Here is a 25,006-nt window from a genome sequence, read left to right as displayed (position 1 = left end):
TATGAGAAAAATTGTAATCGTCATTTTATTGGTCTTAACGACAAAAGGATATTCTCAATTTGCTAAAAGCATGTTTAGCAAAGATCCTATTATTAACCTGGAAAACTGGCAGAAACAACGCCTTTATTTTGGCTACTATTTAGGTTTTAACAGTTTCGACTTTAAATTCGATTACAAAACTCCGGTTCAGCAGGATATTCAGGTAAAAAAAACAACTGGATTTAATGTTGGTGTTGTAGCCGATTTAAGACTGCAGGAATATATAAACCTGCGTTTTGAACCAGGTTTGTACTATACAAAACGTGATTTGTATTATCCTAATTTTGCTCAAGAAAAAGATTATTTACGCGAAGTAAACAGTACTTATATACACTTTCCGTTACTGCTTAAATTTTCAGCTCTTAGAACTGGAAATATTCGCCCGTATCTGGTTGGAGGATTGTCTACTACTTTAAATTTATCAAGTAATTCAAAATCTACAGACGATAACTTCGAGAATAAATTTAGAGTAAAACAATGGACTTCTGCTTATGAACTAGGTTTTGGAGTTGACTTCTTTACCGAATATTTCATCTTCTCTCCTTCTATAAGAGGAATGTTTGGTATAACCGATGAATTAATTCGTGATAAACCTATAAATGGCCCAAGTCCGTGGACAGACAACATTGATTCAATGAAATCAAGAGCAATTTTAATAAATTTCACATTTCATTAAAACAAAATATTAACTATTTCGTTTAAATTCACTAAGAATAATTGCTGTTGCAGTAGCTACATTTAAACTTTCGGTTTTTTGCAGCTCTCCAAATCTTGGAATTGTAAGCCGGGTGGTTACTATTTTTTCAATTTCTGCCGAGATACCATTGGCTTCATTACCCATAATAATGATTCCATTTTGAGGTAAATTAGATTGATAAATTGTATCTCCATCCATAAATGTTCCAAAAACAGGAAGTTTTGTCTGACTTAAAAAAGCTTTAAGATCAACATAATTTACGTTTACTCTGGCAATAGATCCCATTGTGGCCTGAACCACTTTTGGATTATAAATATCGACTGTTTCTTTAGAACAAACAATTTGCTTAATCCCGAACCAGTCGCAGAGACGCATTATTGTGCCCAGATTTCCCGGATCACGAATGTCGTCTAAAGCCAGAATTAAACCAGAATTTATAATTTGATTTTCGACAGGCATTTTAAAAACTGCCAGACAAGAATTTGGAGTTGTTAAAGCACTTATTTTTTTTAGTTCTTGTTCATTAATAAGAGTTCGTTTTGAAGATTGAACTTCTTCAAAATCATTTAACGTAGTGTATAAATGTTCTAATTCAAAATTGGATTGCAGCAATTCCTGAATTACTTTTACTCCTTCGGCAAAAAATAATTGATTTGCAAAACGCTGCTTTTTTTGATGTAAACTTGATATAAGTTTTATTTGGTTTTTACTAACCATAAAATAATGTACTTTTGAATTAAATATTAAAAAACACTTGAAAAATAATTCCACAAAAATAACAGCATTTATTCTAATAGCAATACTTATTTGCGCCTGTAATGCTGTAAAAAGAGTTCCTGATGGAAAAAATCTTCTTGTAAAAAACAATATTATTGTAAACGGAAAGTCTACAAATGATGAAAATGCAACAAATCAAATGTACCAAAAACCAAATGGTACACTGCTGGGTTACAAACTTAGATTAAACTTATACAATTTAGCCAATTTAAATCCGGACTCAACTTACCAGGCTAAGTTTAAAAATAATCCCGGATTATACGAACGTCAGGCTAAATTTTTATCTGCAAAACAAGTAGACAGACTTGGGCAGTCGTTTTTATATAAAGGAATTCATGAATTCTTAAAAAATACTGGAGAACCGCCGGTAATTATTGATACAGCAAAAACCAGAAAATCATTACTCCGATTAAAATTCTATTATTTCAATAATGGATATTTTAATGTATCTACTGATTACACAATAGACAGCATTGCCAAAAAGAAAGCTCAAGTAAACTACAACATTACAACCGGCCCGGCTTATACGCTTGACACTATTAAAACCAAAATATTAACACCTGCTCTGGATTCATTATACAAAACGAGCACAGAACCTTCGTTTTTAAAATCAGGTGACCAATATAAAACTTCTAATTTTGAAGAAGAAAAAAACAGGATTACAACCTATTACAGAAATCACGGAGCTTACTTTTTTCAGCCTACTTATGTAACTTTTGACATTGATACAATTGGCAAAAAAAACAAAGCCGATGTAACTTTAATCATCAATAACAATAACATCCAGGAAAGAGATTCGAGCAGAACTGAACCTTTTAAATTATACAAAATCAGCGATGTAAATATCTATACTGATTATTCTCCTGCTAATTCAAAAAGCAAGATCAATGACAGTACGACTTATAATAACTTTAATTTGTACAGTTATAAAAAGCTGAAATACAAACCCCGCGCCATTACAGATGCTATTTTTATCACGAAAGGAAGTACGTTTTCTGATACCAGAACCACGCTTTCTTCCAGATATTTGAATAACCTTAAAATATTCAATTATCCATCGATACAATACGAGGTAGATAAACGAGATTCTACAGCGCAGTCTTTGATTGCAAAGGTATATTTAACGCCAAGAAAAAAATACAGTTTTGGTGCTACATTAGATGTTACGCACTCTAACATTCAGGATTTTGGTATTGGAGCCAGTATTTCAGAAACAATTCGAAATGTCTTTAACAGGGCCGAAACATTAGAAATTTCGGCACGTGCCAATATTGGTTCATCAAAAGATATGGCGAACCCAAATGATAATTTTTTCAATGTTTCGGAATATGGATTGGATTTAAAACTGAATTTTCCAAGAATCCTGATGCCTTTTGGAACAGAAAAAATTATTCCGAAAAGAATGATTCCTTCTACTTCCATCGCTGCCGGTTTTTCTAAGCAGCAGAATATTGGTTTAGATAAGGAAAATTTTACCGGAGGTATCTCTTATAATTGGACTCCAAAAAGACGTAATACCGTAAAATTTGATTTATTAAACGCACAATATGTTCGAAATCTAAATCCGAATAACTATTTCAATGTCTACAAATCTTCTTATAATGAGTTAAACGGTATTGCGCAAAACTATAATACCACAACAACAAATCTTGACGATAACGGAAACTTGATAATTCCGGAAGGAACTACAAATTTCACGAATCAAGTACTAACCAATCAAACAGCTTTAACACCTGATAATCCACAATATAAAGATGTGGAAAGTATTGAAGAAAGAAGAATTCGTTTGACTGAAAATGACTTTATTTTATCTACAAGCTATACTTTTACCAAAACCACTAAAACCGATTTAGCAGATAATACTTTTTATCAGTTTAAAACCAAAATAGAATCTGCGGGAACATTATTGTCTGCAGTTTCAAGCATTGGAAATTTAACCAAAAATGCAAACGGCAATTATGAGATTTTCAACTTAGAATATGCTGAATACATTAAAGGCGAGTTCGATTATATTAAACACTGGGATTTTGGAAAAGAGAAAGTATTAGCAGTAAGAAGCTTTTTTGGAATCGCAATTCCATTTGGAAACTCAAATTACATTCCGTTTTCACGAAGTTATTATTCTGGAGGCTCTAACGACAACAGAGCATGGCAGCCGTACTCACTTGGTCCTGGAAGCACAAATGCTTTAAACGATTTTAACGAGGCAAATATGAAGATTGCCCTTAGTGCAGAATATCGCTTTAAAATCTTTGGAGATGTCAAGGGAGCACTCTTTGCAGACGCCGGAAATATCTGGAATGTGCTCGATAATGTGATTGATGACAAGGCAAGATTTAACAGCTTAAACGATTTAGATGAAATTGCTTTGGGCTCAGGATTTGGTTTACGATACGATTTAAGCTTTTTTGTTATTCGTTTAGATTTAGGCTTTAAGACCTATAATCCGGCGCATGACAAGGGAGACAGATGGTTTAAAGAATACAATTTTGGTCACTCGGTTTTAAATTTTGGAATAAATTATCCGTTCTAATGCTAATTAATTCTTATTTTTGCAACCTAAAAACTAAAAACAACTATAAAAAAAATTACAATGGCACACAACATTAAACCAGGAGTAGCTACAGGAGATCAAGTTCAAGAGATCTTTAATTATGCGAAAGAGAAGGGTTTTGCTCTTCCAGCAGTAAACGTTACTGGATCTAGCACAATTAACGGAGTTCTTGAAACTGCAGCAAAACTAAACGCGCCAGTTATTATTCAATTTTCTAACGGAGGAGCACAATTCAACGCTGGAAAAGGATTATCTAATGCAGGTGAAAAAGCAGCAATCGCAGGAGGAATCGCGGGAGCAAAACATATTCACACATTAGCAGAGGCTTACGGTGCAACTGTAATTCTACACACTGACCACTGCGCAAAAAAATTATTGCCTTGGATTGATGGTTTATTAGATGCTTCTGAAAAACATTTTGCAGAAACAGGAAAACCATTATTTAGTTCTCACATGATCGATTTGTCTGAGGAGCCAATCGAAGAGAACATCGAAATCTGCAAAGAATATTTAGCTAGAATGAGTAAAATGGGAATGACATTAGAAATCGAACTTGGTATTACAGGTGGTGAAGAAGATGGCGTTGACAACTCAGACGTAGACAGCTCAAAATTATATACTCAGCCAGAAGAAGTAGCTTATGCTTACGAAGAATTATCTAAAGTAAGTCCTAAATTTACAATTGCTGCTGCTTTTGGAAACGTTCACGGTGTTTACAAACCAGGAAACGTAAAATTAACTCCAAAAATCTTAAAAAATTCTCAGGATTTCGTACAAAACAAATTCAACACTGGCCACAACCCAGTTGATTTCGTTTTCCACGGAGGTTCAGGTTCTACACTTGAAGAAATCAGAGAAGGAATCAGCTACGGAGTTATCAAAATGAACATCGATACTGATTTACAGTTTGCATACACTGAAGGAATCCGTGATTATATGGTTAAAAATCTTGACTATTTAAAATCTCAAATTGGAAACCCAGAAGGTCCGGATGCTCCAAACAAAAAATATTACGATCCAAGAAGATGGGTTCGTGAAAGCGAAGTAACATTCAACGCAAGACTTGAACAAGCTTTTGCTGATTTAAATAACGTAAACACACTTTAAATTTTAGATTTTTGAATTTAGATTTCAGATTTCTAAAGAAGCCTGAAATTTAAATTTTGAATTCAGATTGAAAAATCTAAAATTTAAAATCTACATTCTAAAATTAAAAAAATGGCTTGGTTTAAAAGACAAGAAAAAGGGATTACGACCGCGACAGAAGATAAGATGGACGTTCCGAAAGGATTGTGGTACAAATCTCCTACTGGAAAAATTATTGACGCAGACGAATTAGCGAGAAACTTATTCGTAAGCCCTGAAGATGATTTTCACGTTCGAATTGGAAGCGCAACCTATTTTGAAATTTTATTCGACAACAACGTATTTGTTGAGTTAGATAAAAACATGACATCAAAAGATCCTCTGCATTTTGTGGATACAAAAAAATATGCAGAAAGATTAAAAGATGTAATGGAAAAAACTCATCTTAAAGACGCTGTACGTACGGGAGTAGGAAAATCTAAAGGAAGGGAACTTGTAATTTGCTGTATGGATTTCGCCTTTATTGGTGGATCTATGGGAGCAGTTGTAGGTGAAAAAATTGCAAGAGGAATTGATCACGCGATCAAAAACAAACTTCCTTTTGTTATGATTTCAAAATCTGGCGGGGCTCGTATGATGGAAGCTGCTTATTCATTAATGCAATTAGCAAAAACATCTGTAAAACTGGCTCAATTAGCAGAAGCTAAATTACCTTATATTTCTCTTTGTACAGACCCTACAACGGGTGGAACAACTGCATCTTACGCCATGTTAGGAGACATCAACATCTCTGAGCCGGGCGCTTTGATTGGTTTTGCTGGTCCTCGTGTTGTACGTGACACTACAGGAAAAGATTTGCCAGAAGGTTTCCAAACTGCTGAGTTCTTATTAGAGCACGGTTTCTTAGACTTTATCACGCCTAGAAAAGAATTGAAAGATAAGATTAACTTATATATCGATTTGATTCAGAATAATGATATTAGATAGTTTTAAACTTTCTAAATTAAATACAAAATCCCATTCGCTTCGGCTGATGGGATTTTTTTATTTTTAAACCATAAGTCTTATAAGTACATTTTAATTCTCTTGCAAGGTTTTAAAACCTTGTAGACCTCAAATTTAAAACTACACATATTATCGATTAAAACCTTAAATAACATCTGTATGGTTTTGAAAACTTCAAAATTTTCATATAAAAAAGAAGGAAAAATCTTATATAAAAATATATTTGTTTATCTTTGCTCCTTAACTATGTTAGTTTAATATTTAACTATAAATAATTAAATTAATTACTGAACATTTATATAAAATGAAAACTGAATATTTTAATGCAGTTAATGAATTAAAAAACTGGATTCTCAACAATAAGGTAATAATTGAAGATACATCTTACAGAAATGAGAAAGCTGATATCAAAACTTTCAAAATTCAAAATATTTCAACCGAAGAACTACAAGATATAAAAAGTTTAACAAATAACAATTTAGAAGATTCATATTATTACTTCTTACAAGAAATAGGAACCGGCCAGTTCTTTATTGGTGAATATTTTGCTAAATTCGAACTTTATAATCTGGAACAATTGAAAAATTACAATGCGCTAGTACAACAAGAAATCGAAGGAGAAGATGAGGCGTCAGAAGACAATTATTTCATGATTGGCAGTCATTTATCGATGGGTGATTGGATTGGTTTTTGCACAACAAAACAAGACACTAATAATTTTGATGTCTATTGTCATGAATACCCTATCTGCGAATATGCAGAAACTTCTAATGAACTCAAATCTTGGAGGAGCTTTGAAGATTGGATTATAAAGGTTGTAAAGACAAAAGGAGAAGAATCTTTATAAATATGCTTGCCTCATATCTCTGAACTTCGAATCTACATAAAAAATTGAAAAGTCTGTTCAAATAAAGACAAAGCAGGGAAAAACTTTATGGCACTTTAAAATATTTTTCATTTACAAAAAACTCAGAACCTTATTATCCAAGCCCCTTTTAATCTTCCAAAAAAACTACATCCCTGTTCTAATTGCTTCTACAGGATCAAGATTTGCTGCAGAAATAGCCGGCAGAATACCCGAAATCAATCCAATAAGCGCCGCTAAAGTTGTTCCCAAAATTATATTTCCAAAGCTCAATACAAATTCAAAATCCAGTGCTTTGGTTAAAATAACTGCAATTCCCCAAACCATCAATAAACCAATAATTCCGCCAATTACAGAGAGAATTATAGCTTCAAATAAAAACTGAAATAATATAAATCTGTTTTTGGCTCCCAATGATTTTTGAATACCAATTAAATTGGTTCTTTCTTTAACCGATACAAACATAATATTGGCAATTCCGAAACCGCCGACCAAAAGAGAAAATCCGCTGATAATCCACCCTACTACATTCATCTGGCCTAAAATTCCGTCGATAAAATCAGTAAAACCAGAAAGCACATTTATGAAAAAGTTATCCATTTCTCCTGCTTTCATTCCGCGAATTGCTCTTAATTTTTGGGAAACTTCAGCTTTATAAGCTTCCATATCAACACCTTTAGTAGGTTTTAAAATAATCATTGGAGTCATTGCATCGCTGTCGCCATACATTCGGCGTAAAAAATTAGCCGGCAGATAAACTGATGTATCATTACTGTCTCCAAAAAAACCCGCACCTTGTTTGGCAATTACACCAATTACAGTAAAACGCTGGCCATACAATCGGATATTTTTACCAATTGGATCAATATCCCCAAAAAGTCCCTGAGCAATTTCGTATCCCAAAACAATTACAGCAGTTCCTGAGTTCGATTCAGATTCATTATAAAATCGTCCTTTTTCAAAACTTAAACCATCAATATCCCCCATTTCAAATGAAGATGGATTAATCCTTACATCGGCTACAGTTTTAGAATCATATTTTAAAGTTTCTTTATTAACCCAAAGCTGATACCCAACCTGATCTGTATTATTAAGAGAATTTTTTAAGTTAACATATTCATCATATTTCACATTTGGAAACTGTTCTCTCTTCCATTGTGGAATTTCTGAAGGCCCAAAACTGAATTTCATTAAATAAATCGTATTTTTATCTAAACTGCTCAAATCTTTAGAGATTTTTTTGTCTAAAGAATCAACTGCAGCCAAGACGGCAATTATTGAAAAAATACCAATTGTAACACCCAATAACGACAACAAAGTACGAAGTTTATTATTTCGTAAAGCGTTTATGGCAAAGCTTAGACTTTCTTTTAATAATCTTAGATAAAGAAGCATATAGTAGTATTTTTCAATAAAGTAAAATTCAATAATTTAAAAACAAAAACCTAATAAAAGTTAACTTACTCATCAGTAGATTTTTTTACGAGATTGTTACACTAAATCTTTTAAAATAATATATAAAAAAACTACTTTTGCAGTCTGAAAATCATAACTACACAATGAGCACAACTAAAAAAATACAATCAGCGTTAATATCTGTTTTTTCGAAAGATGGATTAGAGCCAATCGTTAGAAAATTACACGAACAAAACGTAACACTTTATTCAACTGGAGGAACTCAGGATTTTATTAAAAACCTTGGAATTCCGGTAGTTCCTGTTGAAGATATTACTTCATTTCCTGAAATTCTTGGCGGACGAGTAAAAACTTTACACCCGAAAATTTTTGGCGGAATTTTAAATCGTCAGGACAATGAAAGTGATGTGCAGCAAATGAAAGAATTTGACATTCCTCAAATTGATTTAGTAATTGTTGATTTGTATCCTTTTGAAAAAACAGTTGCTTCTGGTGCAAGCGAACAAGATATTATTGAAAAAATTGATATTGGCGGAATTTCATTAATTCGTGCTGGTGCAAAAAATTTCAAAGACACTGTAATTGTAGCTTCGGTTAACGAATACAGCTTACTTTTAGACATCATTACAGAACAAAACGGAAGCACAACTCTTGAAAACAGAAGATTATTTGCTTCAAAAGCTTTCCATGTTTCATCTCACTATGATGGAGCAATTTTTAACTACTTCAATACAGACGAAACAATCTACAAAGAAAGTATTGCAGATGGTCAAGTTTTAAGATATGGCGAAAACCCACACCAAAAAGGATTTTTCTTTGGAGATTTTGATGCTATGTTCAAAAAAGTTCACGGAAAAGAGTTATCTTACAACAACTTATTAGATGTTGATGCTGCAGTTAACTTAATTGCTGAGTTTAAAACTGACGGACCAACATTTGCTATCTTAAAACATAACAATGCTTGTGGTTTAGCTTCAAGAAAAACAATCAGCGAAGCTTATTTAGCAGCTTTGGCATGCGATCCAACATCTGCTTTTGGAGGTGTATTGATTGCAAACACTAAAATTGATGTAGAAACAGCTCAGGAAATCAACAAGTTATTCTGCGAAGTAGTAATCGCTCCAGCTTATGACGATGAAGCAATTACAATTTTACAAGAGAAGAAAAACAGAATTATTTTAGTTCAAAATGAAGTTGAATTACCATCTCGCCAAGTAAGAACTTGTCTTAATGGTTTGTTAATTCAGGACAGAAATAATATTACGGATAATAAAGAGCACTTAAAAACCGTTACAGTTACAGAACCTACTGCTCAGGAGATCGAAGATTTAATCTTTGCTTCGAAAATTTGCAAAAACACAAAATCAAATACCATAGTATTTGCAAAGAATGGGACATTAATTTCATCAGGTACAGGTCAGACTTCAAGAGTTGACGCCTTAATTCAGGCTGTCGACAAAGCAAAAGCTTTTGGATTTGATTTAAATGGTGCTTCAATGGCAAGTGATGCCTTTTTCCCATTTCCTGACTGTGTTGAATTAGCTAAAAAAGCAGGAATAACTGCTGTAATTCAGCCTGGAGGTTCGATAAAAGATGAATTAAGCATAAATTATTGCAATGAAAATAATCTTGCAATGGTATTTACAGGAACACGTCATTTTAAACATTAATTTGTTTAACTTTGTTCGATAAATTATTTTATAACATTTTAAACCCCTAAAAAACTTATGGGATTTTTTGATTTCATGACCGAGGATATTGCGATAGACCTTGGAACCGCAAACACTTTAATCATTCATAATGATAAAGTTGTTATTGATAGTCCATCTATCGTAGCACGTGATAGAGTATCAGGCAAAATCATTGCTGTTGGTAAGGAAGCCAACATGATGCAAGGTAAAACGCATGAAAACATCAAGACCATAAGGCCTTTGAAAGATGGTGTAATTGCAGATTTTGATGCTTCGGAAAAAATGATCAATATGTTCATTAAAAGTATTCCGGCATTGAAAAAAAGAATGTTTACTCCTGCACTGCGCATGGTAGTTTGTATTCCTTCTGGTATTACTGAGGTGGAGATGAGGGCGGTTAAAGAATCTTGTGAAAGAGTAAACGGAAAAGAAGTTTATTTGATTCACGAGCCAATGGCAGCAGCAATTGGTATTGGTATCGACATTATGCAGCCAAAAGGAAACATGATTGTTGATATTGGAGGTGGTACAACAGAAATTGCTGTTATCGCTTTAGGCGGAATTGTATGTGACAAATCTGTAAAAATTGCGGGTGACGTTTTCACAAATGATATCGTTTATTATATGCGTACACAACACAACCTTTTTGTGGGAGAAAGTACTGCTGAAAAAATTAAAATTCAAATTGGAGCGGCTATCGAAGATTTAGACGGACCGCCGGAAGATATGTCAGTTCAAGGTAGAGATTTGCTTACAGGTAAACCAAAACAAGTAGATGTTTCTTACCGTGAGATTGCAAAAGCTTTAGACAAATCTATCCAGCGTATCGAAGATGCTGTAATGGAAACATTATCGCAGACTCCGCCTGAATTAGCTGCAGATATTTACAACACTGGTATTTATTTAGCTGGTGGTGGATCTATGTTAAGAGGTCTTGACAAACGTATTTCACAAAAAACAGATTTACCTGTTTACATTGCCGAAGATCCTTTAAGAGCAGTTGTACGTGGTACAGGAATGGCCCTTAAAAACATTGCAAAATTTAAAAGTATCTTAATCAAATAAGATCAAAAAATAACAACCAATATACTTTTATTAGAGTCAAATTTTTAATATTTGACTCTAATAATTCTGAAACCTTAAAGCATATCCTGAAACAAAATAACCAGACAAGAAATGCAGCAAATTTTTAATTTCATTATAAGAAACAGTAATCGGTTACTGTTTTTGCTGCTTTTAGGTATTTCGTTGACTCTTACAATTCAATCGCATTCCTATCACAGAAGCAGAGTAATCAGTTCGGCTAATTTTTTAAGCGGAGGTGTTTATGAGAGAATCAATCGTGTAAACGAATATTTGAATTTAAGAGCTGAAAATGACGAGCTTGTACTTGAAAACGCAAGGTTAAAAAGTCTTTTATTTAATAAAGAAGACACCACAAAGGCACCTTTTCCAGACAGCATTAGAGGAGTTAAACCTGCCGATATCATAGTTTCAAAAGTAATTCACAACTCTTACAATACACACGAAAACTTTATCACACTTAACTCAGGAAAAAAGGAAGGAGTTAAACAAGATATGGGAGTTATAAATAGTTTAGGTATTATTGGAGTTGTAGATAATACTTCGGCAAATTACTCAACTGTGGTAAGTATTTTGAATATGAAATCACAGATCAATGCTAAAATAAAAAAATCAAATCACTTTGGTTCTTTAACCTGGGATGGAAAAAGCACAGGATTTGTTCAATTAGAAGATGTTCCTAGATTAGCTTCAATTAGAAAAGGCGACACTATTGTTACCGGAGGACAATCTGTAATTTTCCCTGAAGGAATAAACATTGGAACTGTAGATAAAATTTACATTAAAAAGAACACAAGTTACTATGTCATAAACGTTAAGTTATTTAATGATATGACCAACTTAGGACACGTATATATTATTAAAAGTAAGGACAGAGAAGAACTTATTAATTTAGAAAAGAAAAGCAAAGAAAAAGATGAGTAGTGCTTTGTTGGTAAATATTTTTCGATTCATTATGCTGCTGGCAATTCAGGTTGTTATTTTTAACAACATGAATTTTTTAGGCTACATAAGTCCTTTCCCATATATCTTATATATTATTTTATATCCGGTAAACAGCAATCGAGCTGGACTCATTGTTTCGAGTTTTCTATTAGGATTAGTTATGGATATGTTTTGCAACTCAGGCGGAATTCACGCAACAGCCTGCGTTATATTAGCATATTACAGACCTTATTTCTTTAAATTTTCATTTGGATTAAGTTATGAATATCAAACTATCAAACTAAATGAATCTTTAACTCCTGAGCGGTTCTCATTTATATTAGTATCTGTCCTGCTGCATCACATCGTACTTTTTACGCTGGAAGCTTTTCAGTTTAAGTTCATAATAGATATTTTACTAAGAACTCTGTTTAGCACCATTTTTACAATAATCACTTCAATTATAATAATTTACATTATTAAGCCCAATAAACGATGAGAAAAGTTCTGCTGCCCTCTTTAATTATTATTGCAGCATCTTTGCTAGTGATTCGGATCTTTTATCTGCAGATTATTGACGATTCATTCAAATTGAAATCAGAAAATAATGCAATTAAAAAAGTCTATGACTATCCTGAACGTGGTTATATTTATGACCGAAATGGTAAATTATTAGTTGCCAATCAGGCTTCTTATGATATCATGGTTATTCCAAGAGAAATTGGAAAAGATATAAACATTGAAGAATTTTGCGCATTGTTAAATATCACTCGTGAAGAATATGACAAAAGAATTGCAAAGGCAAAAGTTTACAGCCCAAGACTCCCATCTGTTTTCTTATCGCAGTTAAACAAAAATGAATTTGCTGCTTTTCAGGAAAAAATCAGAAAGTATGAAGGTTTCTATTTCCAAAAACGTTCTCTTCGCGATTACGAGGTAGATTATGGCGCTAATATTTTTGGCTTTATTACTCAGGTAAACGAAAACTTAATTAAAAAAAATCCATATTATAACAGTGGAGATTTAATTGGGCAGCAAGGTGTAGAGCAAAGCTATGAAGAAATTTTACGCGGTGTAAAAGGTGTAAAATACATTCAAAAAGACAAATACAACCGAGAAATAGGTCCATATAAAGAAGGAAAATATGATACGATCGCCGTTGCCGGAGAAGATATCAACCTAACCATTGATGCCGAACTTCAAAAATATGGCGAGGAATTAATGATTAATAAACGAGGTGGAATTGTTGCTATCGAACCTAAAACGGGTGAAATTTTAGCATTAGTAACCGCTCCTTCTTATGATCCGGGTATTTTGGTTGGAAGACAAAAATCTAAAAACTACACGCTTTTATATCACGATTCGATTGCAAAACCTTTATACGACAGAGGACTTTTAGCTGAGTATCCTCCAGGTTCTCCATTTAAAATTTTGACTGGTCTTGTTGCTCTTCAAGAAGGAGTTATTAATGAACAGACTACTTTTATGTGTCACCACGGATTTAGTTATGGAGGCGGTCGTTTCATGAAATGCCACGGTTTTGGACCTCATCAATTGCATAACGGAATTTACAATTCTTGTAACACTTATTTCGGACAGGCATACATGCTGACTATCAATAAGTATAAAGATCCGGGACAAGCTGTAGATGTTTGGAGCAGCCACGTAAAAAGTTTCGGTTTAGGCCAATTTATGGGATATGATTTACCAATCGGTAGAAGAGGAAATATTCCAACATCAAAAACATACAAAAAAATCTATCCTAACGGAGGATGGAGAAGTTCAACCATTGTATCGAATGCAATTGGTCAGGGAGAGGTTTTAATGACCCCTATTCAATTAGCCAACATGATGGCAACAGTAGCTAATCAGGGTTATTACTATACACCTCACATCATTAAGAAAATTGAGGGCGAAAAAATTGATGAAAAATTCACTACAAAACACGTGACTACAATTGATCAAAAGTATTTCCCTCCGGTTATCAGCGGTTTATTTGATGTTTATAACAAAGGTACTGCTTACGCTCTTAGAGTAGAGGGAATTGATATTTGCGGAAAAACAGGAACTGCCGAAAATTATGCTAAAATAAATGGTAAAAGAGAAAAACTTAAAGACCACTCTATATTTGTTGCGTTCGCACCAAAAGACAATCCAAAAATTGCTATTGCGGTTATGATTGAAAATGGAGGTTTTGGAGCAACAGTTGCAGGCCCGATAGCCAGTTTAATGATCGAAAAATACTTGCGACACAAAATTACCAGAACAGATCTGGAAGTAAGAGTATTAAATAAAAGTTTAGTTTCTGAATATGCTAAGTTAGGCGGAATAAGCGAAGCTCTTAAAATTGAGTCTGTACCAAAAGATTCTGTTTTACAGGCAAAAATCATAAAACCAAAAGCACCCGTTACAACGGCACCAGCAACTGAAGTAAAAAAAACAGCGGTAGACACCACTAAGAAAAACTAACAAAGATTATTTCAAATGAAAAATCAAAGTGTAAAAAATAATATTGACTGGATAAGTGTCTTTATCTACATTTCGCTGGTAGTATTAGGGTGGCTGAATATTTACTCATCATCATTATTATCAACTGATGGAACCTATCAAAAACAATTAATTTTTATTGGATGTACAATTCCATTAATTTTTGTTGTGCTTTTTGTTGATGGAAAATTTTATGAAAAATATGCCAGTATAATTTTTGGTGTTGCTCTTTTATCTTTGGCCGGTTTGTTTTTATTTGGTAAAACAATTGCAGGTCAGCGATGCTGGTACGCAATTGGAAGTTTTACACTTCAGCCTTCTGAGTTTGCAAAAGCTGCTACTTCATTGGCGTTAGCCAAATATTTAAGTGATACACAAATTAACCTAAAAGAAACCAACAGGCAAATACAAGCACTAGCAATTGTCTTTCTGCCTGTAATGCTTATTTTACCGCAGCCCGATCCTGGAAGTGCTTTAATTTATAGTGTTTTCATTTTGGTTTTATTTAGAGAAGGACTGCCGTCATGGTATGTGTGGACTGGTTTTATTACTATTTTATTATTTGTATTAACCCTGATATTAGAACCTTATGTAGTAATCTTAATAGCACTTGGTGTATTAATTATTATACATTTTAAAGGCAGGGCTGTTGACAGAAATATTCTTTTAAGTGCCATTTTACTAGCACTTATTTCGGGATTTGTTCTTTCTGTAGATTATGTTTTTGACAACGTTTTTAAACAACACCACAGAGACCGTTTTAATATCCTTCTTGGAAAAACGGTTGATATGAAAGGTATTGGATACAATACGAATCAATCTGAAATTGCTATTGGATCTGGAGGATGGATTGGGAAAGGATTTTTAGAAGGAACACAAACCAAAGGAGGTTTCGTTCCTGAACAACATACCGATTATATCTTTACTACTGTTGGAGAAGAATGGGGATTTGCCGGTTCATTGGTTGTTATTTTACTTTTTACAGGTTTATTTTTAAGAGTAATTTATTTAGCTGAAAGGCAAAAAACCAAATTCAGCCGGGTTTACGGTTACTGTGTTGCCGGAATTTTATTTATACACTTCTTTGTAAATATTGCCATGGTAATTGGAATTTTCCCAACAATTGGAGTGCCTCTGCCCTTCTTTTCTTATGGAGGTTCCGGACTTTGGGGATTCACTATTTTGCTGTTTATCTTCTTAAAAATGGATGCTAATAAAGTAAATGAATGGTAAGGGACTTTAAATTCCTAATACAACTATATAAATAATTTTAAAAAAGCTTCAATTCAGATTTTTAAAAAACTGAATTGAAGCTTTTCTCTTTTTATTATTCTGCATTTCAAACTCAATGTATTTCATAAATATTGCCGGCAGTTGAAACCGTCGAGACATCTATTAAATCAAAATTCAAAAGACAACAATAGACATAAAAAAAGTCCGAAGTTTAGAACTTCGGACTTTTTAGCCTTGTATAGTAAATTATATTTTTTCAACTGGTTTCTTCTTTAAAAGTTTTAGAAGAACCGGGAAAGTTGATATAATAACAATTATAATAATGATATATTCTATGTGGTGTTTTAGATCAATTCCTTGTTTTAAGAACACTCCGTATAAATAATGTCCGGCAAAAATTAAGATAAATGACCACAAGAAAGAACTCAGGATATTGAAAAACATAAATTTCTTTTTGTCCATTGAAACAATCCCTGCAATAATTGGAGCGAAAGTTCTAAAGATTGGAAGGAAACGCGCGTATATAATTGCTTTTCCGCCATATTTTTCAAAGAAATCTTTTGACTGTAAAAGATATTTTTTCTTAAACCAGAATGTATCTTCTTTTTTAAATAAATAATAACCGCTTTTTGCTCCAAACCAGTAGCCTGTCATATTTCCTAAAACTCCCATAATAGCAACAGCAGTCGAAAGCAAAAACACATTTATAAAATCACCTGGGATATAAACTACATTTTGAATTAAATCGCGGCTGTAAATACCAGCTAAGAAAAGCAAACTATCTCCTGGTAGAAAAAAACCTGCAAAAAGTCCTGTTTCTGCAAAAACAATAAACAGAACAATAAACAGCCCAATTTCAAAACCTCCGATACTTAAAGTTATGTAAAATTCAGGGTTTATTAACTGGGTCCAATCAAACTTAGTCATAAATGTATTTGGTTTATTTATAAGTTCGTGAAATTAACAATAATTTGCTTTAACCACAATTAAAAGCCATATTTTAAAGATAAATTAACTATTAAAAAAGCCCGAGTTCGTAACTCGGGCTTAAAAAATTATTTTTCTCTTTCGTACTTACAGCAAGAATGCAAATTTTCATAATCGGCATCTGTTGCTTTAGCATCTTTAGTATCATGCCCTGCCTTTGCAATTGCCAGATTTAAATCTTTTGGCGAAGATTTCTCTTCATTTAAAATTACAGCCAATTGATGTGAGCTGATATCCCAAGATGCTGTTTTTACACCCGGAACACCATATGCAGCTTTCTCTATACGCTTTTTACATTGTTCACAGTTACCGTTTACTTCAGTAGTATATTTTAAATTTTTATTCTTTTTGGTTTGAGCCTGAGCCGAAAATCCTAAAAAAGTAATCATCGCGATTAAAATCAAATTTTTCATTTGTCTATTATTTAGTGTTATAAATTTATTATTGATATTGATATTGTTATTGATATTGTTATTGATATTGTTATTGATATTGATCCGTTATTTTATCTTAAATCGTAATCCCGCATAATACATCTGCCCAAAAATTGGCGCATATGCTACAGAGGCATCAAAATTTGGCCCAAAAGGATCATTTGCCCCAAGTATTGCTTTTTGCTGTTTATAATTTCCAATGTTTTCTCCGCCTGCATATACTTCAAAAACAGGTGAAAAAACTCTTGTAACCTGTGCATTCATAACAGCATAAGAAGGTGAAAAATCAGGGAACTGATCTTCTGCCGGATTCGAAGCTGTATAAGGCAATTGCTGTTTTCCCGACCAGTTAAAAGTATAATCAAACTTCCATTGTTTATCGTTTTTTAAAGTCGTTTCATATTCTAAATTTCCAAGAAAACGATGTTTTGCCTGAAGCGGACGCTGAAAAGTTCCTCTTAAATAATCAGTCTGGATGTCGTAATATTTATAAGCTGTTCTTAAATTTAAATTATGAATAAGTTCATAATTAAACTCAACCTGAAGACTGTTTGCGAAAGAACTTCCTTTTAAATTATAAAACAAAACATCCTGCGGACTCTGCATTATATCAACAATGGCCTGATTTTGAAAATCGGTTCTGTATAGATCAAATCCTGCTTCGGCATTTTTATTGAAAATTTTAAATTTCTGCGAAAAACTGATTCCGTAATTCCATGCAATTTCAGGATTTAAGCCGTAGATTTTTCCATTCTTATCCAAAATTGAGAACGTTCTAGAACTTGCAAAAAGCTGTTGGTTTTCTGCAAAAATATTAGCCGAACGTTTTCCTCTTCCGGCAGAAAAACGAAGTACTCCATTTTTCCATGGATTGTACCGCACATGTAAACGCGGTGTCGCAAAAAAGCCTAATCGGTTATGGTTATCGACTCTTCCGCCTAAAATAATACTGAAATTATCTGTATTGTCATAAGTATATTCAAAAAACGCACCAACCGAATTATCGATTCGGCTGTAATCATTAGCATTCACAAATTCCTGATATTGATCGTATGAAAAGTTCAAACCCGTTGTGAACTTATGCATTGTATTATTGATAATCGAATTGAAAATTAAATTAGAATAAAAACTATTCTGTTTAATATCATATAAATTCAGACCAAAATACGAATCTTGTTTATGACTGTTAAAAGCGTTTTGAAAGCCAATACTTTGATAAGGCATATCTTTAAAAACGTAACCAATTTTTGTTGAAACATCAAAACGCTCTGTATTAATTTCAGATCCCCAATGATTTGTTGTACCACGGTCACGGTCTTTATCAAAATCAACTTCTCCGGTTTGTTTTTTATCATTCATATATCTGAAATTGATAAAACTTACCAAACCACTTTCGGGATCATAATATTGATAACGGTTTAAAACGTTTATTTGTTTTCCCAGCGGATTATCCAAAAATCCATCATGGTTCATGTCATTTTTTGCCACACGCGCATTTCCATGTACAAACAAACTTGTTGCCCATTTATCAGACAGTTTTTTATTGAAATGGGTATTCAGCTCAAATCTGGAATCGGTAGAACTATAGGCATTTAGAAAAAATGGAATATCACTTAATGGTTTTAAAAGCTCGGTATTTATTTGTCCCGAAATACTTTCGTAGCCATTAATAACACTTCCGGCACCTTTTGTAATCTGTACACTTTCGATCCAGGTTCCAGGCGTAAAAGACAAACCATAAGCCTGAGATGCGCCACGAACCGAAGGAATATTTTCCTCGGTAATCATTAAATACGGACTTGTCAGCCCAAGCATTTTAATTTGCTTTGTTCCTGTTAAAGCATCAGAAAAATTAACATCAATTGATGGATTTGTTTCGAAGCTTTCTGCCAGATTACAACAAGCGGCTTTTAAAAGTTCTTTACTGGTAATTAGAGATGTATTTGAAGTAAGCGTATAAGATTTTTTAATTCCTTTTTGCTTTTTTGTGATTTTTACTTCCTCTAAATCTTCCTGAGAAAACACAGAAATCGAAAGCAAAAACACCACAAAAAGCATGATATTTTTTTGCATAAAAAAAGATTTTAATAGTATTTAGAAATGACATTTAAAGTTTCGAAACTTAGAAACTTTAAACAATAAATTGCAAGCCATACAAAGACAGCTTGATTCTAAATATTAAAATCAGGAATAAAAAATGTATTGATTGTATAATTTGAACAGCGGGGGCGCATTCGCATCAGAATAATACGAAATGATTTGATTGTTTTTGAAATTTGGAACAGACAAAAACGCAATTGGCTTGTATTCCTGAATTACAGCAGGAAAGGCTAATTGAAAAAAGAAAATCTTAAAAGTTGCATCATCTGATTTTTTTTCAAGGTGAACAACTTTGTCTTTACAACAAGATGATTTTCCTTCTTTATCGCCGCAGCATTTTTTTTCAGGAGATGCCGAGGCAGAAGTATTTAAAGAAACCGAGGCTATTTTTCCGCCGCAATAATGTACATCAAAAGCAAATCCTGTGTTGGAAACCAACAGGAGGAAAGCTAAAAATAGAAATGTACATTTCTTTATACTCATACGGCAAAAATACCTAAAATGGTTTGAATAAAAATCTAATAAAATGTTATTTTTTTAAATTTTGAAATTGATAATAAAATGCAGGAATAAATAAAAGCACAAATATAGGCTGGATTATAAAACGTCGGACATAAAAAAGAAGCCAGCTGTTTTCTGGAAAATATCTTAGAATTATAAAAAACATTATAAAAAGTATTAATCCAAAAAAGAGGTATAAAAAAGCACTGAAATTTAGAATTCCTTTGTCCTTAAAAAGTGTGTAAATTAAAACAAGTGACAGGATTGTGTTAAGCGCAAAACGAAACAGCAGATTATAAAAGAGCTTAAACAAATCAACATCCGGCAATGGCAGACCTTTGAAAGTAGATTCAAAATACACCAAAAAGGGATCATAAAACAATGATTTTTCAAAAGCTCTAATTAAGCCAAAACAGAAGATAATAATTATGGAGATAAAAATTTTCTTCTTTTGCTCTACTATTCTATTTAGCATATTTTGAAAATTTATTAACCCATAAAACCCATAAAATAAATACAGACCCGTAAATAATCAGCGGAAATAAAACCCCGTGTAAAAGATGTGATTTTTCAGGATAATGAAACAACAAAACAGTTAACAATGCTATACGAGCTACATTTAAAATGTATATAAACACTATTCCGAACAAAATATAAAGCAGCGTAACTTTTAACTTACCCGAAAAAGCGAGTACAAATGAAATAAATAAAATAATAACGCTTACGGCATTACAGCCTTCAACTATACGAACGCCATATTTATTATTAAACCAAACTTCTAACCACGGAGAAGCAAAACCCTGCTGAATTTTAATATCATAATTGAACATCAAAAGCAGCTGCTCTACATTATGACCAACCCAATTAGTTACCGCATCTACTTCATCTGGCCTAAGGCTGTTTAAATAAAATTTATATACAACCGTAAGGATTATATAAGCAGCAAAAAAAGTACCTATAAAAATTAAAAACGGCTTGAATTGAACTAGATATTTTCTCAACAGATTTTTTTTTCAAATTTATGTATTTTTTGAGTTTAGCTTTAAATACTTTTGTATAAAATTTTCAAATCATGACATTTCAAGAATTACAACCAAAAATAAGCGCTATAATATCTGACAATAATAAAGTTAGAGACGAAAAACTATTAGCTGTCTGCCAGCTTTTAAATGAAAATGTAGAATATTACAACTGGGTAGGATTTTATTTTGCCAACCTCGAAAACAAAACACTTCATTTAGGCCCTTATGTGGGTGCCGAAACTGATCATACTGTTATTCCATTCGGAAAAGGAATCTGTGGTCAGGTTGCAGAAAGCAATGCAAATTTTGTAGTGCCAGACGTAAAAGCTCAAGACAATTATATTGCATGCAGTTTAACCGTTAAATCTGAAATCGTTGTTCCTTTGTTTGTAAATGGAGTAAACATTGGGCAAATTGATATTGACAGCCATGTTATCGACCCTTTTACAGAAGCCGACGAAAGATTTTTAGAATTTGTGAATCAAGAAGTTGCTAAATTATTCTAGAAGAACTATTTTTAAGATAAAAAAATAGAACTGAATGAAAAGAAACATCTTTATCTTTTTGCTTCTGATACTTTCAGTTAATCTGTCTGCACAAATTAGCATGATGTCTAAAAAAATCTTTTTAGACTCATTGAATCGTGAATGCACACCCGATAATTACAGTTACACAAGAGTAATTACAAATTATTCTCAAAAAAGCATACGCTATGTTATAACAGATTTTTATAAAAACGGCCGAAAAAAAATGACAGGTGCTACTCTCGATCGTGATATTTTGAAGAAAGACGGCGAGTTTATTTGTTATTATAAAAACGGAGCAAAAGAATCTGTTATTAATTATACTGACGACCATAAAAACGGCAAAGAGATTACATGGTATGAAAATCAGAGTAAAAAGTGCGAAAAACAGAACATTTGGGATTCTAAAACAAAAAAGCAGCAAACCTTAATTCTTAATTGCTGGGATGAAAACAAAAACCAGACTGTAACTGATGGAAACGGTGAGTTTGAAGAAATAGATACATTCATAACACAAAAAGGCATTATTAAAGACGGATTGAAACAAGGTTCTTGGGAAGGAAGCGATAGTTTGAGAAAAATCACATTTGTTGACAATTACGATAAAGGAATTCTAATCTCTGGCGTAAGTACAGATGAAAACAACATACAATTGACTTATTCGTCTTTAAACGAGAAACAAAACGGGAAAAAAGCCCAAAAATTGAAGTAATTATATCAAAATCTGCTTTGTTTTTTATAGAAAAAGACACATCTAAATCATTAAAAAAGAATTTCTTAGGTCTTATTTTTAGATTCTTTTATTTTTTTTTGATTTTTCTGTTTTTTTAATCTAATTTTGCACCCGTCTTACAAAAGTTGTATGACATACATAAAAATCATTAAAACAATATTGGAATGTATTTAACTAAAGAAAAGAAAGAAGAAATCTTCGCACAACACGGTGATGCAAAAAACACTGGTAAAGCTGAAGGTCAAATCGCATTGTTCACTTACAGAATTTCTCACTTAACTGAACACTTGAAAAAAAATCGTCACGATTACAACACTGAGCGTTCTCTTGTACTATTAGTAGGTAAAAGAAGAGCTTTGTTGGACTACTTGAAAAAGAAAGATATCAACAGATATCGTGAGATTATCAAAGTATTGAATATCAGAAAATAATCAATATAGAAAAGAGGTGCGAAAGTGCCTCTTTTTGTTTTTACATTACAGCTGTTTATAACAAGCACTTTACAAGAAAAAAAGTTTGGTTTTTCATTGGGTTTTAGATAACAACAACTACACACAACAACAACTACAACACAACTAAAACCCATTGTATAATCAAAAAGGAAAAATTTATGATTCCACAAGTTTCACAAGAAATTATCGATTTAGGAGATGGAAGAAGCATCTCAATCGAGACTGGTAAATTAGCAAAACAAGCCGATGGTTCAGTTGTTGTACGTTTAGGAAACTGTATGCTTTTAGCAACTGCAGTTTCTGCAAGAACATCTAACCCAGGTGTTGACTTTTTACCATTAACGGTAGATTACCGTGAAAAATTTGCTGCTGCAGGACGTTTCCCAGGAGGATTTTTCAAAAGAGAAGCCAGACCTAGCGACAGCGAAGTATTAACGATGAGATTAGTTGACCGTGTTTTACGTCCGCTTTTCCCAGACGATTACCACGCCGAAACTCAGGTTATGATTCAATTAATGTCTCATGATGACAATGTTATGCCAGATGCATTAGCTGGTTTAGCAGCATCTGCAGCATTAGCAGTTTCAGATATTCCATTTTACAACTTAATCTCTGAAGTACGTGTTGCACGTATAGACGGAAAATTAGTAATCAACCCAAGCAGAACTGAATTAGAAAAATCTGACATCGATATGATGATCGGTGCTTCTCTGGATTCTGTTGCAATGGTTGAAGGTGAGATGAAAGAAATCTCAGAAGCTGAAATGATCGAGGCTATCAAATTTGCACATGAAGCTATTAAAGTTCAAATTCATGCTCAGCAAAAATTAAGAGCAAAACTTAGCTCTCAAGAATACAGAACTTATGAAGGTGAAGTTGAAGACGAAGCTGTTTATGCTAAAGTAAAAGCTGCTGCTTACGATAAATGTTATGCAATTGCACAAGAAGCTTCTGGAAAAGCAGAAAGAGGTGAAAAATTTGCAACTGTAAAAGAAGAAGCAAAAGCTTTGTTTACAGAAGAAGAATATGCTGAAAATGCAGATCTTGCAGGTTTAGTTGGAAAATATTTCTACAAGACAAACAAGGAAGCTGTTCGTAACGTAATTCTTGAAAAAGGAATTCGTTTAGATGGAAGAAAAACTACAGAAATCAGACCAATCTGGTGTGAAACTGATTACTTACCATCTGTACACGGTTCTTCTTTATTTACACGTGGAGAAACTCAGGCTTTGGCTACAGTAACTTTAGGAACTTCTAGAGAAGCTAACCAAATCGATTCTCCATCTGAACAAGGTGAAGAAAAATTCTACTTACACTATAACTTCCCTCCTTTTTCTACTGGTGAAGCAAAACCATTAAGAGGAACTTCAAGAAGAGAAGTTGGCCACGGTAACTTAGCTCAAAGAGCTTTAAAAAATATGATTCCTGCAGATTGTCCTTATACAATTCGTGTTGTTTCTGAGGTTTTAGAATCTAACGGTTCTTCTTCTATGGCAACAGTTTGTGCTGGAACAATGGCTTTGATGGATGCTGGAGTTCAAATGGTAAAACCAGTTTCTGGTATTGCTATGGGATTAATTACTGACGGTGAGAAATTTGCTGTATTGTCTGATATCTTAGGAGATGAAGATCACTTAGGAGATATGGACTTTAAAGTAACAGGAACTGCTGACGGTATCACAGCTTGTCAAATGGACATCAAAATTGATGGTTTACGTTATGACATCATGGAACAAGCTTTAGCTCAGGCTCGTGATGGACGTTTACACATTTTAGGTAAATTAACTGAAACTATCGCAGCGCCAAGAGCAGATGTTAAAGCTCATGCACCAAAAATTATTACCAGAACTATTCCTGGAAACTTTATTGGAGCATTAATTGGACCTGGAGGAAAAGTAATTCAGGAATTACAAAAAGCTACAGGAACTACTATCGTAATTAACGAAGTTGATGAGCAAGGTGTAGTTGAAATCTTAGGAACTGATCCAGAAGGTATCAAAACAGTATTAGCTAAAATTGATGCATTAACTTTCAAACCGCAGGTTGGAGAAGCTTACGAAGTAAAAGTAATTAAGATGCTTGATTTTGGAGCTGTTGTAGAATATACTGCTGCACCAGGAAACGAAGTATTGCTTCACGTATCTGAATTAGCTTGGGAACGTACAGAAAACGTTGCTGATGTAGTTAAAATGGGAGATGTCTTTGAAGTGAAATATTTAGGAGTTGACCCTAAAACTAAAAAAGAAAAAGTGTCTAAAAAAGCACTTGTTCCAAGACCTCCGCGTGAGGACAAAAAAGAGTAATCAGATCTTAGTTTACTAAAGGTTTATTCATAGAAAACCCCAGCTCATGTATTTGAGTTGGGGTTTTTCGTTTTCTAAACCATAGCGCAATCT

The 25,006-nt window shown here is 33.1% G+C and carries 23 protein-coding genes; 15 read left to right on the top strand and 8 right to left on the bottom strand.

Going from position 1 to position 25,006, the window contains the following annotated elements; all coding sequences use genetic code 11:
- Position 1: 1 nt before the first annotated feature.
- Positions 2 to 715 (top strand): type IX secretion/gliding motility protein PorT/SprT, encoded by a 714-nt coding sequence (gene porT, locus FJOH_RS07615; RefSeq protein ID WP_012023545.1) that lies wholly within the window; start codon positions 2 to 4, stop codon positions 713 to 715.
- Positions 716 to 724: 9 nt separating this feature from the next.
- Here porT and FJOH_RS07610 read toward each other — a convergent pair whose 3' ends face one another.
- Entirely contained in the window at positions 725 to 1,453 is a 729-nt protein-coding gene (locus tag FJOH_RS07610) for a TrmH family RNA methyltransferase (protein ID WP_012023544.1), read from the bottom strand.
- A 37-nt stretch (positions 1,454 to 1,490) separates the two neighbouring features.
- Between FJOH_RS07610 and tamL the strand changes: the two genes are divergently transcribed.
- The 4 genes from tamL (at position 1,491) to FJOH_RS07590 (ending at position 7,005) form a co-directional block, all read left to right on the top strand.
- Positions 1,491 to 4,046 carry a translocation and assembly module lipoprotein TamL gene (tamL, locus tag FJOH_RS07605; RefSeq protein ID WP_012023543.1) on the top strand — a complete coding sequence of 852 codons (2,556 nt, stop codon included), beginning with the start codon at positions 1,491 to 1,493 and terminating at the stop codon, positions 4,044 to 4,046.
- A 60-nt stretch (positions 4,047 to 4,106) separates the two neighbouring features.
- Positions 4,107 to 5,174, top strand: a complete 1,068-nt coding sequence (gene fbaA, locus FJOH_RS07600; RefSeq protein WP_012023542.1) for a class II fructose-bisphosphate aldolase — start codon at positions 4,107 to 4,109, stop codon at positions 5,172 to 5,174.
- Between the two features lie 111 nt (positions 5,175 to 5,285).
- Positions 5,286 to 6,140 (top strand): acetyl-CoA carboxylase, carboxyltransferase subunit beta, encoded by an 855-nt coding sequence (gene accD / locus FJOH_RS07595; protein WP_012023541.1) that lies wholly within the window; start codon positions 5,286 to 5,288, stop codon positions 6,138 to 6,140.
- A 322-nt stretch (positions 6,141 to 6,462) separates the two neighbouring features.
- A complete protein-coding gene (locus FJOH_RS07590; RefSeq protein WP_012023540.1) occupies positions 6,463 to 7,005 on the top strand; it encodes an SMI1/KNR4 family protein in 543 nt (180 codons plus the stop codon).
- A 165-nt stretch (positions 7,006 to 7,170) separates the two neighbouring features.
- Here the strand turns inward: FJOH_RS07590 and FJOH_RS07585 are convergent, their stop codons facing one another.
- On the bottom strand, positions 7,171 to 8,418 hold the full coding sequence (locus FJOH_RS07585) for an ABC transporter permease (RefSeq protein WP_012023539.1): 1,248 nt from the start codon (positions 8,416 to 8,418) through the stop codon (positions 7,171 to 7,173).
- Between the two features lie 164 nt (positions 8,419 to 8,582).
- On the opposite strand from FJOH_RS07585, the gene purH reads away from it, so the two are divergent.
- The 6 genes from purH (at position 8,583) to rodA (ending at position 15,857) form a co-directional block, all read left to right on the top strand.
- Positions 8,583 to 10,109 (top strand): bifunctional phosphoribosylaminoimidazolecarboxamide formyltransferase/IMP cyclohydrolase, encoded by a 1,527-nt coding sequence (gene purH / locus FJOH_RS07580; protein ID WP_012023538.1) that lies wholly within the window; start codon positions 8,583 to 8,585, stop codon positions 10,107 to 10,109.
- Positions 10,110 to 10,166: 57 nt separating this feature from the next.
- A complete protein-coding gene (locus FJOH_RS07575) occupies positions 10,167 to 11,195 on the top strand; it encodes a rod shape-determining protein (RefSeq protein WP_008466528.1) in 1,029 nt (342 codons plus the stop codon).
- A gap of 111 nt (positions 11,196 to 11,306) precedes the next feature.
- Positions 11,307 to 12,137: a rod shape-determining protein MreC gene (mreC, locus tag FJOH_RS07570; protein ID WP_012023536.1), complete on the top strand. Its 831-nt coding sequence runs from the start codon at positions 11,307 to 11,309 to the stop codon at positions 12,135 to 12,137.
- Positions 12,130 to 12,636 (top strand): hypothetical protein, encoded by a 507-nt coding sequence (locus FJOH_RS07565; protein WP_012023535.1) that lies wholly within the window; start codon positions 12,130 to 12,132, stop codon positions 12,634 to 12,636. Before mreC ends, FJOH_RS07565 begins: the two co-directional genes overlap by 8 nt.
- Positions 12,633 to 14,606: a penicillin-binding protein 2 gene (mrdA, locus tag FJOH_RS07560; RefSeq protein ID WP_012023534.1), complete on the top strand. Its 1,974-nt coding sequence runs from the start codon at positions 12,633 to 12,635 to the stop codon at positions 14,604 to 14,606. The genes FJOH_RS07565 and mrdA overlap by 4 nt, the downstream gene beginning before the upstream one ends.
- Positions 14,607 to 14,621: 15 nt before the next feature.
- Positions 14,622 to 15,857: a rod shape-determining protein RodA gene (gene rodA, locus FJOH_RS07555; protein ID WP_012023533.1), complete on the top strand. Its 1,236-nt coding sequence runs from the start codon at positions 14,622 to 14,624 to the stop codon at positions 15,855 to 15,857.
- Positions 15,858 to 16,103: 246 nt separating this feature from the next.
- On the opposite strand, the gene FJOH_RS07550 is transcribed toward rodA, so the two are convergent.
- The 6 genes from FJOH_RS07550 to xrtF form a co-directional block, all read right to left on the bottom strand.
- The gene (locus FJOH_RS07550; RefSeq protein WP_012023532.1) at positions 16,104 to 16,784 is read right to left on the bottom strand and encodes a DedA family protein; all 681 of its coding nucleotides are present in this window, start codon (positions 16,782 to 16,784) and stop codon (positions 16,104 to 16,106) included.
- 128 nt (positions 16,785 to 16,912) lie between these two features.
- Complete coding sequence (locus tag FJOH_RS07545; protein WP_012023531.1) at positions 16,913 to 17,257, bottom strand: heavy-metal-associated domain-containing protein; 345 nt, start codon at positions 17,255 to 17,257, stop codon at positions 16,913 to 16,915.
- Between the two features lie 87 nt (positions 17,258 to 17,344).
- On the bottom strand, positions 17,345 to 19,351 hold the full coding sequence (locus FJOH_RS07540) for a TonB-dependent receptor plug domain-containing protein (protein WP_012023530.1): 2,007 nt from the start codon (positions 19,349 to 19,351) through the stop codon (positions 17,345 to 17,347).
- Positions 19,352 to 19,462: 111 nt separating this feature from the next.
- Positions 19,463 to 19,861, bottom strand: coding sequence for an HYC_CC_PP family protein (locus FJOH_RS07535; RefSeq protein ID WP_012023529.1), 399 nt, complete (start codon positions 19,859 to 19,861; stop codon positions 19,463 to 19,465).
- Positions 19,862 to 19,907: 46 nt separating this feature from the next.
- Positions 19,908 to 20,354: an exosortase F system-associated membrane protein gene (locus tag FJOH_RS07530; RefSeq protein WP_012023528.1), complete on the bottom strand. Its 447-nt coding sequence runs from the start codon at positions 20,352 to 20,354 to the stop codon at positions 19,908 to 19,910.
- Positions 20,344 to 20,880: an exosortase family protein XrtF gene (gene xrtF, locus FJOH_RS07525; RefSeq protein WP_012023527.1), complete on the bottom strand. Its 537-nt coding sequence runs from the start codon at positions 20,878 to 20,880 to the stop codon at positions 20,344 to 20,346. The genes FJOH_RS07530 and xrtF overlap by 11 nt, the downstream gene beginning before the upstream one ends.
- 71 nt (positions 20,881 to 20,951) lie before the next feature.
- On the opposite strand from xrtF, the gene FJOH_RS07520 reads away from it, so the two are divergent.
- From FJOH_RS07520 to FJOH_RS07505, 4 genes are all read left to right on the top strand, one after another.
- Positions 20,952 to 21,407, top strand: coding sequence for a GAF domain-containing protein (locus FJOH_RS07520; protein ID WP_012023526.1), 456 nt, complete (start codon positions 20,952 to 20,954; stop codon positions 21,405 to 21,407).
- 34 nt (positions 21,408 to 21,441) lie between these two features.
- On the top strand, positions 21,442 to 22,137 hold the full coding sequence (locus FJOH_RS07515) for a toxin-antitoxin system YwqK family antitoxin (protein WP_012023525.1): 696 nt from the start codon (positions 21,442 to 21,444) through the stop codon (positions 22,135 to 22,137).
- A gap of 185 nt (positions 22,138 to 22,322) precedes the next feature.
- The gene (rpsO, locus tag FJOH_RS07510; RefSeq protein ID WP_012023524.1) at positions 22,323 to 22,589 is read left to right on the top strand and encodes a 30S ribosomal protein S15; all 267 of its coding nucleotides are present in this window, start codon (positions 22,323 to 22,325) and stop codon (positions 22,587 to 22,589) included.
- Between the two features lie 179 nt (positions 22,590 to 22,768).
- Complete coding sequence (locus tag FJOH_RS07505) at positions 22,769 to 24,913, top strand: polyribonucleotide nucleotidyltransferase (RefSeq protein ID WP_012023523.1); 2,145 nt, start codon at positions 22,769 to 22,771, stop codon at positions 24,911 to 24,913.
- Positions 24,914 to 25,006 lie beyond the last annotated feature (93 nt).

This window comes from Flavobacterium johnsoniae UW101 (assembly GCF_000016645.1).
In the GTDB taxonomy this organism is placed as follows: domain Bacteria; phylum Bacteroidota; class Bacteroidia; order Flavobacteriales; family Flavobacteriaceae; genus Flavobacterium; species Flavobacterium johnsoniae.
The sequence above is the reverse complement of the archived record's forward strand: the minus strand, read 5'-3'. Positions and strand labels throughout refer to the sequence as shown.

Excerpts from the sequence above, each read along its gene's own strand:
- porT (WP_012023545.1), top strand. The coding sequence starts at position 2 with ATGAGAAAAATTGTAATCGTCATTTTATTGGTCTTAACGACAAAAGGA.
- FJOH_RS07545 (WP_012023531.1), bottom strand. The coding sequence starts at position 17,257 with ATGAAAAATTTGATTTTAATCGCGATGATTACTTTTTTAGGATTTTCG.
- FJOH_RS07515 (WP_012023525.1), top strand. The coding sequence starts at position 21,442 with ATGAAAAGAAACATCTTTATCTTTTTGCTTCTGATACTTTCAGTTAAT.
- purH (WP_012023538.1), top strand. The coding sequence starts at position 8,583 with ATGAGCACAACTAAAAAAATACAATCAGCGTTAATATCTGTTTTTTCG.
- mrdA (WP_012023534.1), top strand. The coding sequence starts at position 12,633 with ATGAGAAAAGTTCTGCTGCCCTCTTTAATTATTATTGCAGCATCTTTG.
- FJOH_RS07550 (WP_012023532.1), bottom strand. The coding sequence starts at position 16,784 with ATGACTAAGTTTGATTGGACCCAGTTAATAAACCCTGAATTTTACATA.
- fbaA (WP_012023542.1), top strand. The coding sequence starts at position 4,107 with ATGGCACACAACATTAAACCAGGAGTAGCTACAGGAGATCAAGTTCAA.
- FJOH_RS07575 (WP_008466528.1), top strand. The coding sequence starts at position 10,167 with ATGGGATTTTTTGATTTCATGACCGAGGATATTGCGATAGACCTTGGA.
- FJOH_RS07530 (WP_012023528.1), bottom strand. The coding sequence starts at position 20,354 with ATGCTAAATAGAATAGTAGAGCAAAAGAAGAAAATTTTTATCTCCATA.
- FJOH_RS07590 (WP_012023540.1), top strand. The coding sequence starts at position 6,463 with ATGAAAACTGAATATTTTAATGCAGTTAATGAATTAAAAAACTGGATT.
- FJOH_RS07610 (WP_012023544.1), bottom strand. The coding sequence starts at position 1,453 with ATGGTTAGTAAAAACCAAATAAAACTTATATCAAGTTTACATCAAAAA.
- FJOH_RS07565 (WP_012023535.1), top strand. The coding sequence starts at position 12,130 with ATGAGTAGTGCTTTGTTGGTAAATATTTTTCGATTCATTATGCTGCTG.
- FJOH_RS07505 (WP_012023523.1), top strand. The coding sequence starts at position 22,769 with ATGATTCCACAAGTTTCACAAGAAATTATCGATTTAGGAGATGGAAGA.
- rpsO (WP_012023524.1), top strand. The coding sequence starts at position 22,323 with ATGTATTTAACTAAAGAAAAGAAAGAAGAAATCTTCGCACAACACGGT.
- FJOH_RS07535 (WP_012023529.1), bottom strand. The coding sequence starts at position 19,861 with ATGAGTATAAAGAAATGTACATTTCTATTTTTAGCTTTCCTCCTGTTG.
- FJOH_RS07540 (WP_012023530.1), bottom strand. The coding sequence starts at position 19,351 with ATGCAAAAAAATATCATGCTTTTTGTGGTGTTTTTGCTTTCGATTTCT.
- rodA (WP_012023533.1), top strand. The coding sequence starts at position 14,622 with ATGAAAAATCAAAGTGTAAAAAATAATATTGACTGGATAAGTGTCTTT.
- FJOH_RS07585 (WP_012023539.1), bottom strand. The coding sequence starts at position 8,418 with ATGCTTCTTTATCTAAGATTATTAAAAGAAAGTCTAAGCTTTGCCATA.
- mreC (WP_012023536.1), top strand. The coding sequence starts at position 11,307 with ATGCAGCAAATTTTTAATTTCATTATAAGAAACAGTAATCGGTTACTG.
- accD (WP_012023541.1), top strand. The coding sequence starts at position 5,286 with ATGGCTTGGTTTAAAAGACAAGAAAAAGGGATTACGACCGCGACAGAA.
- FJOH_RS07520 (WP_012023526.1), top strand. The coding sequence starts at position 20,952 with ATGACATTTCAAGAATTACAACCAAAAATAAGCGCTATAATATCTGAC.